10 protein-coding genes are annotated in these 13,134 nt (G+C 63.8%); 1 reads left to right on the top strand and 9 read right to left on the bottom strand.

What is annotated here, in order from left to right; translation table 11 throughout:
• Positions 1 to 79 precede the first annotated feature (79 nt).
• The gene (locus EJ068_RS06800) at positions 80 to 1,276 is read right to left on the bottom strand and encodes an acyl-CoA dehydrogenase (protein ID WP_127251396.1); all 1,197 of its coding nucleotides are present in this window, start codon (positions 1,274 to 1,276) and stop codon (positions 80 to 82) included.
• 104 nt (positions 1,277 to 1,380) lie between these two features.
• Here EJ068_RS06800 and EJ068_RS06805 point away from each other — a divergent pair, with 104 nt between their 5' ends.
• Complete coding sequence (locus tag EJ068_RS06805) at positions 1,381 to 2,292, top strand: LysR family transcriptional regulator (protein WP_127251397.1); 912 nt, start codon at positions 1,381 to 1,383, stop codon at positions 2,290 to 2,292.
• Here the strand turns inward: EJ068_RS06805 and EJ068_RS06810 are convergent, their stop codons facing one another.
• The 8 genes from EJ068_RS06810 to EJ068_RS06845 all read right to left on the bottom strand — a co-directional run bounded on the left by EJ068_RS06810 (position 2,293) and on the right by EJ068_RS06845 (position 12,972).
• The gene (locus EJ068_RS06810; RefSeq protein WP_127251398.1) at positions 2,293 to 4,614 is read right to left on the bottom strand and encodes a Tex family protein; all 2,322 of its coding nucleotides are present in this window, start codon (positions 4,612 to 4,614) and stop codon (positions 2,293 to 2,295) included.
• A gap of 122 nt (positions 4,615 to 4,736) precedes the next feature.
• Positions 4,737 to 5,915, bottom strand: a complete 1,179-nt coding sequence (locus EJ068_RS06815; RefSeq protein WP_127251399.1) for a serine hydrolase — start codon at positions 5,913 to 5,915, stop codon at positions 4,737 to 4,739.
• 31 nt (positions 5,916 to 5,946) lie between these two features.
• A complete protein-coding gene (locus tag EJ068_RS06820) occupies positions 5,947 to 7,143 on the bottom strand; it encodes a serine hydrolase (protein WP_128298098.1) in 1,197 nt (398 codons plus the stop codon).
• 115 nt (positions 7,144 to 7,258) lie between these two features.
• Positions 7,259 to 8,287 carry an extracellular solute-binding protein gene (locus EJ068_RS06825; protein ID WP_189341978.1) on the bottom strand — a complete coding sequence of 343 codons (1,029 nt, stop codon included), beginning with the start codon at positions 8,285 to 8,287 and terminating at the stop codon, positions 7,259 to 7,261.
• 40 nt (positions 8,288 to 8,327) lie between these two features.
• A complete protein-coding gene (locus EJ068_RS06830) occupies positions 8,328 to 9,140 on the bottom strand; it encodes an ABC transporter permease (RefSeq protein WP_127252133.1) in 813 nt (270 codons plus the stop codon).
• The gene (locus EJ068_RS06835; RefSeq protein ID WP_127252132.1) at positions 9,133 to 10,080 is read right to left on the bottom strand and encodes an ABC transporter permease; all 948 of its coding nucleotides are present in this window, start codon (positions 10,078 to 10,080) and stop codon (positions 9,133 to 9,135) included. Before EJ068_RS06835 ends, EJ068_RS06830 begins: the two co-directional genes overlap by 8 nt.
• The gene (locus tag EJ068_RS06840; protein ID WP_127252131.1) at positions 10,080 to 11,183 is read right to left on the bottom strand and encodes an ABC transporter ATP-binding protein; all 1,104 of its coding nucleotides are present in this window, start codon (positions 11,181 to 11,183) and stop codon (positions 10,080 to 10,082) included. Before EJ068_RS06840 ends, EJ068_RS06835 begins: the two co-directional genes overlap by 1 nt.
• 127 nt (positions 11,184 to 11,310) lie before the next feature.
• On the bottom strand, positions 11,311 to 12,972 hold the full coding sequence (locus EJ068_RS06845; protein ID WP_127252130.1) for an amidohydrolase: 1,662 nt from the start codon (positions 12,970 to 12,972) through the stop codon (positions 11,311 to 11,313).
• Positions 12,973 to 13,134: the final 162 nt, after the last annotated feature.

A 13,134-nucleotide genomic window follows, 5' to 3' on the forward strand; every position in this document is an offset into this window, starting at 1 on the left:
CGCCGAACCCTGACATAGATGCTGGCCATTCTCCAAGCAGAGATGTTGCGCTGCAACTAATTTAAGCAGCCTTGCCGGCTTAGAAAAACGCCTGGATGCCGGTTTGCGCCCTTCCGAGGATCAGCGCATGCACGTCATGCGTGCCCTCATAGGTGTTCACCGTCTCCAGGTTCTGCGCGTGGCGCATGACGTGGTAGCCGATCTGGATGCCGTTGCCGCCATGCATGTCGCGGGCCTGGCGGGCGATGTCGAGCGCCTTGCCGCAATTGTTGCGCTTGACGATCGAGATCATCTCCGGCGCCATCTTGCCCTCGTCCATCAGCCGGCCGACGCGCAATGAGCCCTGCAGTCCAAGCGCGATCTCCGTCTGCATGTCGGCGAGCTTCTTCTGGAAGAGCTGCGTGCCGGCGAGCGGCTTGCCGAACTGTTTTCTGTCGAGGCCGTATTGCCGCGCCCGGTGCCAGCAATCCTCGGCGGCGCCCATCGAGCCCCAGGAGATGCCGTAACGCGCCCGGTTGAGGCAGCCGAACGGGCCGCCAAGACCCCTGGCGTTGGGCAGCAGCGCCTCTTCGCCGACCTCGACACCTTCCAGCACCACCTCGCCGGTGATCGAGGCGCGCAGCGAGAGCTTGCCGCCGATCTTCGGCGCCGACAGGCCCTTCATGCCCTTTTCCAGCACGAAGCCGCGGATCTCGTCCTTGCCGTTCTCACCCTTCAGCTTCGCCCAGACGACGAACACATCGGCGATCGGCGCGTTGGAGATCCACATCTTGGAGCCGGAGAGCTTGTAGCCGTTGGCGGTCTTCTCGGCGCGCGTCTTCATGCCGCCCGGGTCGGAGCCGGCATCCGGCTCGGTCAGGCCGAAGCAGCCGATCCATTCCCCCGACGCCAGCTTCGGCAGGTATTTCTTGCGCTGCACTTCCGAGCCATAGGCATGGATCGGATACATGACCAGCGACGACTGCACGCTCATCATCGAGCGGTAGCCGGAATCGATGCGTTCGACCTCGCGCGCCACCAGCCCATAGGTCACGTATCCGGCGCCGAGCCCGCCATATTCCTCCGGGATGGTGATGCCGAGCAGACCCGCCTGGCCCATCTCGCGGAAGATCGAGGGATCGGTCTTCTCGTCGGCATAGGCTTCCTCGATGCGCGGCGCGAGTTTGTCGGCGGCGAAGGCGGCTGCGCCGTCGCGCACCATGCGCTCATCCTCGGAAAGCTGGTCCTCGATCAGGAAGGGATCATTCCACACGAAAGCGTTCTTATCGGCGGCCATGGCCTCGGGCTCCCAGTATTTTTGATGTGTCCGGCTTATCCGCTTGCGCACGCGAAAAATCAAACGAAATTGCATCGCGGATCAATGAGCGTTAGTAATGGATCATGAACGTTCAGCGCCGCCTCTTGCCGAACACCCCCGCGCTTGCCGCCTTCGAGGCGGTGGCGCGGCTTGGCTCCTTCACCGCCGCCGCGCGCGAGCTCGATTTGACTCAGGGCGCCGTCAGCCGGCAGATCAACCTGTTGGAAGAACAGTTCGGCCGGCGGCTATTCGAGCGCGACAGCCGCAATGTCCGCTTATCCGCGGCGGGCGAAATCTATGCCGAAGCGGTGCGCTCCGCACTTGGCCAGTTGCGCGACGCAGCACTCGGATTGATGAGCAATCGGCATAACGGCGCCTTGAACCTTGCCATCCTGCCGACCTTCGGCACGCGCTGGCTGATGCCGCTGATCCCGGATTTCGTAACGCGCCACCCCGATATCACCATCAACTTCGCCACCCGCATCGGACGGTTCGACTTCGCCCGCGAACGGCTCGACGCCGCCATTCATCACGGCATGCCCGACTGGCCGGACGCTGACTGCACGCTTCTGATGCGCGAGACCGTGATGCCGGTGGTCTCGCCCGGATTTCTCGCCACCCGCGACATCGCCACCCCGGCCGACATCAGCCGCCTGCCGCTGCTGCATATGGCGACCCGCCCCGGCGCGTGGAGTGAATGGTTCGAACACCAGGGGCTCGAGGCGCCGACCGGGCCCGGCATGCAGTTCGAGCAGTTCGGAACGGTTGCGCAGGCCTGCATGGCCGGCCTTGGCGTGGCGCTGCTGCCGGAAATCCTGATCTCAGGCGAATTGCAGCGCGGCCAGTTGCTGCCGGCGCCCGGCCAACCGATGCAGAGCCGCAGCGCCTATTATCTGGTCGTGCCGAATGACAAGCGAGGACATCCGCCGGTTGCCAGCTTTCGCGACTGGCTGCTGGCCCAGATCGGCAAGGAGCCGGCTGTCCTCGCCTGGTAGCTACTTCCGCTTCATCGCCTCGGCGAGCGCCGCGCCGAACGCGCCCTGCGAAGGCTTTTCCGGCTGGCGCTGCGGCGCCGGCGAGCGCGGGGCGGGCTTGCCGCCGCCGTGATCGCGCTGGCCGCCACGCAGCGCGCCGCCTTCGCCGCCATCCTTGCGCATCGACAGCCCGATGCGCTTGCGTTTGATGTCGACATCGACGACCCGCACCTTCACCACGTCGCCGGCTTTTACCACCTCATGCGCGTCCTTGATGAAGCGGTCGGCGAGTTGCGAGACATGCACCAGCCCGTCCTGGTGCACGCCGATGTCGACGAAGGCGCCGAAGGCCGCGACATTGGTGACGGTGCCTTCGAGCAGCATGCCTGGCTTCAAATCCTTAATGTCGTCGACGCCCTCGGCAAAAGTCGCGGTCTTGAAGCCGGGGCGCGGATCGCGTCCGGGCTTTTCCAATTCGGCGATGATGTCGCGCACCGTCGGCAGGCCGAAGCGCTCATCGACGAAGACGCGTGGATCCAGCGCCTTGAGCGCGGCACTGTCACCTAGCAGCGCGCGCACGTCGCGGCCGCAAGCGGCAACGATCTTCTTTGCCACGCCATAGGCTTCCGGGTGCACCGAGGACGCATCGAGCGGCTCCGCGCCATTCGGAATGCGCAGGAAGCCGGCGCTTTGCTCGAAGGCGCGCGGCCCGAGCCGCGCCACCTTGAGCAGATCCTTGCGACTGGCAAACGGCCCGGCCGCATCGCGATGCGCAACGATCGCCTCGGCCAGCGACGGCCCCAATCCCGACACGCGCGCCAAAAGCGGCGCCGACGCCGTGTTGAGGTCGACGCCGACGGCGTTCACCGCATCCTCGACCACCGCTTCGAGCGAGCGGCCGAGCCGGTACTGGTCGACATCGTGCTGGTACTGGCCGACGCCGATCGACTTCGGCTCGATCTTGACCAGCTCGGCCAGCGGATCCTGCAGGCGCCTGGCGATCGACACCGCGCCGCGCAGCGAGACATCGAGGCCCGGGAACTCCGCTGCTGCCGTGGCCGACGCGGAATAGACGGAAGCACCCGCTTCGCTGACGATCACCTTGAGCGGCTTCGGCCCGGCGCCAGCCGGCAGGTCCGACAGCATGTCGGCAACAAGCTTCTCTGTCTCACGGCTGCCGGTGCCGTTGCCGATCGAGATCAGCTCGACCTTGTGCTGGCGGATGAGCGCCGCAAGCTCGGCCTGCGTGCCGCGAATGTCGTTCCTCGGCGGGAAGGGATAGACCGTCGTGGTCGCCACCAGCTTGCCGGTGCCGTCGACCACCGCCACCTTGACGCCGGTGCGGATGCCGGGGTCGAGACCCATCGTCGGCCGCGAGCCGGCGGGAGCGGCGAGCAGCAGGTCCTTGAGATTGCGGGCGAAGACGTGGATCGCCTCTTCCTCGGCCCGTTCACGCAAGTCGCGCATCAGGTCGAGCGTCAGATGCAGCGACAGTTTTATCCGCCACGTCCAGCCGGCGACCTCCATCAGCCATTTGTCACCGGGCAGCGTGCCGCCGATGGCATAGGCATTGGCGATCATGCGCTCGACCGGTTTCACCGGCGAGGCGTCGTCGGCATCGACCTCGATGTCGAGCGACAGCACCTCTTCGTTGCGGCCACGCAGCATGGCGAGCGCACGGTGGCTGGGCACGCCCGACCAGCGCTCGACATGGTCGAAATAGTCGGAAAATTTCGCGCCGGCCTCCTGCTTTCCGTCGACGACTTTTGCGCGCAGGAAGGCGCGTTCCTTCATATAGGCGCGCAGCTTGCCGACCAGATCGGCATTCTCGGCGAACTGCTCGGACAGGATGTCGCGCGCGCCTTCAAGCGCCGCCTTGGCGTCGGCCACCTCTTCCGTGACATAGGCGAGCGCAAGCTCGGCCGGAATTTTGGAGCGGTCGGCGAGGATGGCTTCGGCGAGCGGCCCGAGCCCGCGTTCCCTGGCGATCTCGGCCTTGGTGCGCCGCTTCGGCTTGTAGGGCAGGTAGATATCCTCAAGCTCGGCCTTGGTGGCGGCCGCGGCGATCTTGGCCTCCAACTCCTCGGTCAGCTTGCCCTGCTCGCGGATGGAGCTGACGATCGTCTCGCGCCGCGCGTCGAGCTCGCGCAGATAGGCGAGCCGCTCGGAAAGATCGCGCAACTGCGTGTCGTCGAGCCCGCCGGTGACTTCCTTGCGGTAACGCGCCACGAAAGGCACCGTGGCGCCCTCGTCGAGCAGCCCGATCGCCGCCGCGGCCTGTTCCGGCCGTGCGCCGATCTCGGCCGCGATGATTGCTGCGATGCGCTTGATGTCCGATGCCATGCTCGTTCCTGTCGAAAAGAGCGGCGACCATAGGCCGGGATGCCGGCCGCGCCAACCACGCCGTTTTCAACTACCCCTGGAGGTCCACAGGAAACAGCTATGAATGCGACCCGCCGAACGGTTCAGACCATCGTGCTCAGCGCCTCGAAGAAGCTGACGAGGTCGAGGTCGAGCCGATCATCGACAGGTTCCGGCTGCGACGACATCTTGGCGATGACCACTTCCGTCTTCGGATTGACGTAAAGCCACTGGCCGTGGATACCGATGCCGCAGAAGGCGCCGCTGTCATGGCCGGTCTGGTACCATTTGTTGCGGTAGCGCCCCTTTGGGAACAGGAACGCCATCGTGCCGCGCTGCCAGGCCTCAAAGCTGCCGCCGGTGGCGACCGTGTCGCGCACCCAGGCTTCCGGGACGATGCGGCGGCCGTTGGCCGTGCCGCCCTGCCGCATCATCTCGCCGATACGGGCAAGATCGCGTGGCGTCATCGACATGCCGCCGGCGGTGCGCGCCGTGCCTTCCATGTCGACCGTCACAGACATTTCGCTTGCGGCGCCCAGCGGCAGCCACAGCTTTTCGCTGAGCAATTGGCTGACACGCTTGCCTGATGCCCGCTCCACCAGGATGCCAAGCATGTCTGAATTGGGCGAGCGGTAGCGATAGGTCTGCCCGTGCGGCTCAACGAGACGCTGCAGCGTCAGCAGGAATGCCGCGAGGCTTTCCGACCCGCCGCCCGGATTCCACAAGGTCGAACGGCGATAACGGGCAAACGCGCTTTCCGGATCGAGATAGGCTTCCTCGAAATCGAGGCTGACCGTCATGTCGAGCACGTTGCGCACGCTCGCATCGCCATAGGCGGAGCCCTTGGCCTCCGGGATGTAGTGCGTCACGGGTGCGTTGGGATCGAACAGCCCCTCGCCTTCCAATATGCCGACAAGAATGGCGGTCACCGACTTGCTGATCGAAAAGATGATGTGACGCGCTCCGAACGGCATATGCGGCGCCGACCAGTCGCCGACCAGCTTGCCGCCCCTCAGGATCGTCAGCCCGTCCGTATCGGAGCGCTTCAAGAAGTTCCCGACGGTTTCGCTGCCGCCGGCGAACGAAACCTTCTCTTCGAGCAACGTGCCGACCGATTTTGCCTGCTCCTCGCCGCCGGGCGCCGCCGCGACATGCGCGCTCGGCACCAGTTCGCCGACATTCTGGAACGACCATCGGTTGAACGGCGAAAGCCGCCAGGTCTCAAGCCGCACGTCCTTGCGGGCAAAGCCATACTGTGTCTCGAACGCGGTTTTGCCGGTCATGATGCTCTCGCGGCTGCTATGTTGGGGGTTTTCAGGCCAGCGCCGCGGCTATGGCATGGACGGCCTTCAGCGTCGCCACGGAATAGGCTTTGTTGGTGAAATCCGGATAGGTCGAAAGCTTCACCACGACCATCCTGTGTTCCCAGCTCATATGGATCAATTGGCCGAACACGCCGCGGCACATCAGCGAGCGCGAGTGTGAATCCTCGATCCAGAACTGGTTGCGGTAGCTCCCGTCCGGAAGGCTAGGGCTGAAATTCGGGCCATGCCTGCCGCTGCGCGTCGCCTCGATCCAGTCGGCCGGGATCACCCCGCCGCCATTGTCGAGGATCAATTGCCCGAAGCGGCCATAGTCGCGCAGCGTCGCGTTGAAGCCGCCATCGGCCAGCGCATAGCCGGCGCTGTCGACAGTGAAGCAGGCGCTCTCGTCGGCGCCGAGTTTCTGCCAGAGCTCCTCCGAGACGAGCTGCGCCAGGCGCTTGCCGCTCACCCGCTCCATGACGAAGGCGAGCACGTCGGTCTCGATCGAGCGGTACTCGAACGCCTCGCCATGCGGGCGCACCTGGTCCTTCAGCCGCAGGATCAGCTCGAACATGTGCGAGGGCCACGCGAACTCCGGATCGCCGCCCGGTGGGACCGGCTTCCAGCCGGTTGCGACATCGACCTGGCCGATCTCGGAATAGCGATCGGTGTATTCCTCGGAAAAGCGCACGCCCGTCGTCATGTCGAGCACATGCTGCACGGTGGCCCCGGCCCAGCCGGTTTCGGCGAGTTCCGGTAGATAGTCGGTGACGAGCTTCGCCGGATCGATCAGGCCGCGCCCGACCAGTATGCCGCACACCGAACCCGTGACCGATTTCGCCATCGACTGCGACAGATGCAGCGTGCGCTCGTCCATGCCGTTGAAATAGCGCTCATAGGCGACCTTGCCGTTCTTCAGCACCAGGAAGCCGTCGGTAAAGGTTTCGTCCAGCAAGCCCGCGAGCGTCGTCGGCGCTCCGTTGCTATCGACCACCGGCAATTCGTCGAGGTCCACCTCCGCGCGCTCCAGGCGACGGCGGTGGCCGCTGCCGCGCCACACCTCGACCGTCGGCAGGAATTCGCGGATGTGCTGAAAGGCCCAGCGATTCCAGGGGGGCCGGTCCCAATCGAGCTTCGGCGACAACAGCTTGGGCGGCGAGCCCTGCATAATCGGCGGCCGCGGATCGGAGTTGCGGTAAGACGACAAGATTTCCTCCTCGATGCATGTCACCCAAATGCGTGCGCCGGTTTGGGCGAACGACATGCACAGTCACAAGAAAGGGAGGCCGGAGCCTCCCCTCCTTTCATGCCCACCTGCAAAATTACTTGCGCAGGTTGGTCCAGATCTTGTTATAGATCTCCACCACTTCCGGCGGGCATGGCGGCACGAATTCCGGCGTCGGGGCGCCGGCCGGCGGATTAAGTTCCGGTGAGTTGGCGAACTCCGGCGGCAGGAATTTGTGGCTGCCGGCAATGCCGTTGTCGTAGCCGGCGAAGTCCGAGATCAGCGCCGCGTTCTCAGGCGCCATGACGAAGTCCTGGAATAGCTTGGCGTTCTCCAGGTTCTTGGCGCCCTTCAGCACCGCGACATTGTCCATCCAGCCTTCGATGCCTTCCTTCGGATAGGCATATTTGATTGCCGGGATCTTCTGGCGCGAACGATAGGCCGCGCCATTCCATTGCTCGGTGACGATCACGTCGCCCGAGGTGATCTTGGTGATGGTGTCGTAGCTGAACGTCTTCCACGACGGCTTGGCAGCCACCAGGATGTCGTTGACCTTCTTCAGATTGGCCTTGTCGGCGCCGCAGCGCGGCACGCCGGCATAACGCTCCGCCGCATGCATGACGGTGTTGACGTCGTCGAGGACGTTGATCTGGCCCTTGAGCTCATCCGGCGGGTTGAACAGGATGGCCAACGTGTCGATGTCGCCCTTGAACTTGTCGGTATTGACCGAGAACGTTGTCGTGCCGAACTGCCACGGCGCGGTGTAGTGGCGCCCCTTGTCCCAGTAGATGTCGACAAAGCGCGGGTCGAGGTTCTTGCCGTTCGGCATCGCGTTGGGCTCGGTCTTTTCGAGCAGGCCCTCTTCGATCATGATCTTCACGGTGTAGTCCGACGGCACCACGATGTCGTAGCCGGAATTGCCGGCGCGCACCTTGGACAGCATGGTTTCGTTTGAGTCGTAATCGTCCAGCGTCACCTTGATGTTGTACTGCTTCTCGAACTTCTCGATCAGCTTCGGATTGGTGTAGTCACCCCAATTGTAGATGTGCAGTTCGCCGTCGGCGAGCGCCGGCACTGCCCATAAAAGCACTGCCGCGGAAACGGCCGCCATCAGTTTTCCAGACATTTTATGTTCTCCTTGCCTTCCCATTGTTGTGTGTTGGAGCTCATTTGGCGCGTCGGCGCGCAATCAGGAAAGAGACCGAGACGAACAGGATCGACACCATAAGCAGGATGGTGGAGATGGCGTTGATCTCGGGCGTCATCGGCCGCCGGATCTGGTTCCATATATAGAGGGGCAGTGTCGTCTGGCCGGGACCTGCGACGAGCTGCGTGATGGTAAAATCGTCGAAGGAGACGATGAAGGCGAGCGCAGCGCCCGACATAACGCCGGGAACCAAGAGCGGCAGCGTAATGCGCCTGAAGGCGTTCCACGGCGTCGCGTAAAGATCGGCTGCGGCATATTCCAGCGTCAGGTCCATGTCCTCCAGCCGCGCCCGGATCGGCATATAGGCGAAGGGGATGCAGAACACGGTGTGGGCGAGGATCAGATTGCCGATGCCGAAATTCAGCCTGAACGCACCGGCGATCAGCGCGAAGAAGGAGAGCGTCGCAACCGCCGTGATGATCTCGGGCACCATCAGCGGCAGGTTGATAACCATGAATGCCGCCGCCAGCCCACGCCACGGCTTCACCCGGGTCATTCCGATCGCCGCCAGCGTCGCGCAGATCGTCGAGACGATCGTCGCGGTCACCGAGATGATCAGCGTGTTCTTGGCCGCGGCATGGAATTCCTCGTTGAGGAAGGCGCTGCCGTACCAGCCGAGCGTGACGCCTTCCCAATGCGTGACCAGTGAGCCGCTGTTCAGCGAGAAGATCATCAGGATAAGCACCGGCACATAGAGCACCAGCAGGCAGATGATGGCGATCGATCGGAACCCCGGCTGGTCCTTGATATCCATGACGCGGGGCTCAGCCATGCTGCACCTTGCCCGACGTGTTGCGGACATAGAAGTAAAGCGCAACCAGCACGGCGGCCATCAGGATCAGCGCCTGCGCGCAGCCGAGCGGCCAGTTGCGCCCCGAGCCGAATTGCTGGGCGATCAGGTCGCCGATCATCAGGTGGATGCCGCCGCCGAGGATGAGTGGCGTCACATAGGCGCCGAGGGCCGGGATGAAGACGAGCAGGCATCCGGCGATGATGCCGGGCTTGGACAGCGGAATGATCACCCGCCACAGCACTTGCCGGCGCGTCGCATAAAGATCGTAGGCCGCTTCGATAAGCCGGAAGTCGAGCTTCTCGAGGCTCGAATAGAGCGGCAGCACCATGAACGGCAGGAACGCGTAGAGCAGGCCGAGCTGGATGGCGAAGTTGGTGTAGAGCATGGTGATCGGCTTATCGATCACCCCCAGCCCGATCAGCGCGTTGTTGATCAGGCCCTCGTCACGGATGATGAACATGATCGCCAGCGTGCGGACCAGAAGGTTCGACCAGAATGGGATGGTGATCAGAAGCACCCACCAATTGCGCTGCGCCGGCGGCCGCGTCGCCATGAAATAGGCGGTCGGAAAACCGAGCAGCAGGCAGATGACAGTCGTCACCGCCGCGAACAGGAACGAACGCAGATAGATGATCAGGAAGTCCGGCGTGAATTGCAGCGTGTCGTCGAAAATGTCGCGCTGGAACAGGAAGTTCAGATAGGCGTCGGTCGAGAACTGCCACTGCACGCCGCCATAAGGCGCGGCGACGAGGAACGAATAGACGCAGATGATGATCAGCGGCAGCACGCCGAAAATGCCGATGATGATCAGCGCCGGCAGCGACAGGAGTCGGTTGCGTCGCGCGCTGGTCTTCACCGCCTTGGCTTCGAACAACGCGGCCTTGGAGGGCGGGCCTGAGGAGAGAGCAGCTGTCGTCATCAGTCTTTCAGGACGCGGGCGGCGTCCTCCTCGAACTGGATGCCGACCTTGACGCCGGTCTCGTAGGTCACCGCGCTCGAACGGCTGTTCTGGTGGCGCACGATGAAATTCTCGCCGCCGCCATCGAGCTTGACGTGGTAGTGCGTGTCGGTGCCGAAATAGACGATGTTGGAGAGCGTGCCGGCGATCGTGCCCTTGGCCGGATCGGGGACCAGATCGGCATGCTCGGGACGAACCACCAGCGTCACCTCGCCGGTCGGATCGAAGCCTTCCGGATAGCCGGCGCTGATCGTCGCGTTGCTGGCGAACTTGACTGTCGCCACGCCGGCCTGCTTCGATACCACCGTGCCCGGCAGGAAATTGGTCTCGCCGATGAAGTCGGCGACGAAACGTTCGGCCGGCCGGTCATAGATGTCGCGCGGCGCGCCGACCTGCAGGATCTTGCCGGCCGACATCACCGCGATGCGGTCGGACATGGTCAGCGCTTCTTCCTGGTCATGGGTCACGAAGATGAAGGTGATGCCGGTCTCGTGCTGCAGCCGCTTCAGCTCGATTTGCATTTCCTTGCGCAGCTTGTAGTCCAGCGCCGACAAAGGCTCGTCGAGCAGCAGCACCTTCGGCTGCGGCGCCAGCGCCCGGGCCAGCGCCACGCGCTGCTGCTGGCCGCCGGAGATCTGGCTGGTGCGGCGCGCCTTCAGCGCCTCCATCTTGACCAGCTTCAGCATCTGGGCGACGCGGGCCTCGATCTCCGCTTTCGGCTTGCCGAGCATCTCCAGCCCGAAGCCGATATTCTGCGCCACCGTCATGTGCGGGAACAGCGCATAGCTTTGGAAGACGGTGTTGACCGGACGTTTGAACGGTGGCAGCGGCGCGATGTCCTGGCCGTGCAGCAGGATCTCGCCGGCGCTCGGGAAATCGAAGCCGGCAATCAATCTCAGCAGCGTCGTCTTTCCGCATCCAGACGGACCGAGCAGCGTGAAAAACTCATTTTCGCGGATCGACACCGAAACCGTGTCGAGGGCGGCTACCTGGTTTTCGCCGGTTCCGAAAACCTTGCGAACACCGCGAACTTCGATCGCGTTCTTACCCGGTTGTTCCGGCACGATTACCCCATTGAGAGAGCCTGCTCTTTCCGGAGGTGTGTTCCTGTTTGATTGTGACCATAAGCCGTGGGGCTTGGCAACTGCGGAGCTGCTACCTGATTTTCAAATGCAATTCCCATGCCGCACCTCAGGCCTGATAGGTGACCCTGCCGCCACAGATGGTGGTGACCGGGCGCACCGTGTGCAGCGCTTCCGGCGCGGTCGCCTCGATATCGGCCGACAAGACGACGATGTCGGCGAGATAGCCGGTCTTCAGGCGACCTTTGCGATCTTCCATGAACTCCGCATAGGCGCCCTCGACGGTGTAACCCTGGATCGCTTCTCGCAACGAGAAGCTCTGGTCGGGCATGCCTTCCGCCCAAGGCTTGCGCATGACTGCCGCCTGGATGGACAGGATCGGATCGACCGGAGAAACTGGCCAGTCGGACGCGAACACCACGCGCGCGCCGGCGTTTTTCAGCGTGCGCCAGGCATAGCTCGACGGCCACTTGTCGCGGCCGATGCGCGAGATCGTCGGCTCCAGCGGGAAGTTCATCGCCCCCGGCGGATGCGCCGGCTGCATCGAAGCCAGAACGCCAAGTTCGGCGAAGCGCGGCACGTCGGGCGCCGTGATCACCTCGATATGCTCGACGCGGTGGCGGCTGTCGCGCCTGCCGTTCTTCTTCGCCGCCGCCTGATAGCCGTCGAGCACCGCGCGAACCGCGCCATCGCCGATCGAATGCACGGCGATCTGCAACCCGCGCCTATCGGCCTCGACCGCGACCTCGGCGAAATGCTGCGGCGAAAACAGCGGCTCGCCGCGCCAACCGGGACGGTCGGCATAGTCGTCGACCATCACCGCGGTCCAGGAATCCAGCACGCCGTCATAGAAGACCTTGACCATGCCGGAGGACAGCCACTCGGACTTGTAGGTTGCGGCCATCCGCGAGGCTTTTTCCAGCATGTCCAGCTTCATGAAGTTCTTGAAGTGGAACGGGATTTTGGTGCGGCAAAGCAACCGTCCCTCTTTTTCCAGATCGGCCAGCAGCTCGAGCTGGTAGAAGTTGCCGTCCATGTTCTGGATCGATGTGATGCCTTGCTTGGCGCACCATTCAAGCCCGCGATGCATCAGATCGCGATCGGCCGCCAGCTCGCTTGGCGAAGGATGAGGATCCGGCTCGACTCCCTCCAGGCCAAGCCGCGCGCGATTTGCCCCGTAGTGGTCGAGGACCGGCCCGAACGCCTCGCTCTCGCGCAGCTCGCCTGCGGCAAGCCCGTCCGCGCCCATGACGATCTCGTTGCCTTGGCCGACCTCCTTGCCATGCAGCAGGCCGGCCTCTTCCAGCGCCTTGGTGTTCGCCCACATCGTATGGTGGTCGGATGCCGACATGACGAAGGGCCGGTCAGGAATGATGCGGTCGAGATCGTGGCGCGTCACCGGCTCGGGCAGAATCGCGTAGTCGACGCCGGCGCCGATCAGCAGCTTGGCGTCCGGGCGCTTCGCGGCGAAATCCTGGATCGCGTCGCGCAGCGCGTCGAAGCCATGCACGCCCGCCAGATGCAGATTGTCGAGCTCGGCCGCGCCGCCGAACAGATGCATATGCGCCTCGATGAAACCCGGCAGCACCGAGCCGCCCTGGGCGTCGACAATTTTTGTCGCCGGTCCTTTGAGTTCTTCGATGGAAGCGCGGCTGCCGATGGCGATGATGACGCCGTCCTTGACGGCGATAGCCTCGGCGGCAGGATTGTCATCGTCCATGGTCAGCACTCGACCGTTGACGACCACCAGATCCGCACCACCAACCGACATCGCGACTCCACATTTGCTGAGGGACCGACAGCGCGAAGTCCTGCGAGCCGCCGCTCCACCGGGGCGGCGCCGTGGGACAAAGTCGATGCCGATGCGCCGTCTTCGAAATTCCCCTTGTTATCGTTGAAGACAGCGTGGATAAAGAATGCGACTGTTTATTCG

Source organism: Mesorhizobium sp. M2A.F.Ca.ET.043.02.1.1, assembly GCF_003952405.1.
In the GTDB taxonomy this organism is placed as follows: Bacteria; Pseudomonadota; Alphaproteobacteria; order Rhizobiales; family Rhizobiaceae; genus Mesorhizobium.

Coding starts and splice junctions, on each gene's coding strand:
- EJ068_RS06800 (WP_127251396.1), bottom strand. CDS start 1,276: ATGGCCGCCGATAAGAACGCTTTCGTGTGGAATGATCCCTTCCTGATC.
- EJ068_RS06805 (WP_127251397.1), top strand. CDS start 1,381: ATGAACGTTCAGCGCCGCCTCTTGCCGAACACCCCCGCGCTTGCCGCC.
- EJ068_RS06810 (WP_127251398.1), bottom strand. CDS start 4,614: ATGGCATCGGACATCAAGCGCATCGCAGCAATCATCGCGGCCGAGATC.
- EJ068_RS06815 (WP_127251399.1), bottom strand. CDS start 5,915: ATGACCGGCAAAACCGCGTTCGAGACACAGTATGGCTTTGCCCGCAAG.
- EJ068_RS06825 (WP_189341978.1), bottom strand. CDS start 8,287: ATGTCTGGAAAACTGATGGCGGCCGTTTCCGCGGCAGTGCTTTTATGG.
- EJ068_RS06830 (WP_127252133.1), bottom strand. CDS start 9,140: ATGGCTGAGCCCCGCGTCATGGATATCAAGGACCAGCCGGGGTTCCGA.
- EJ068_RS06835 (WP_127252132.1), bottom strand. CDS start 10,080: ATGACGACAGCTGCTCTCTCCTCAGGCCCGCCCTCCAAGGCCGCGTTG.
- EJ068_RS06845 (WP_127252130.1), bottom strand. CDS start 12,972: ATGTCGGTTGGTGGTGCGGATCTGGTGGTCGTCAACGGTCGAGTGCTG.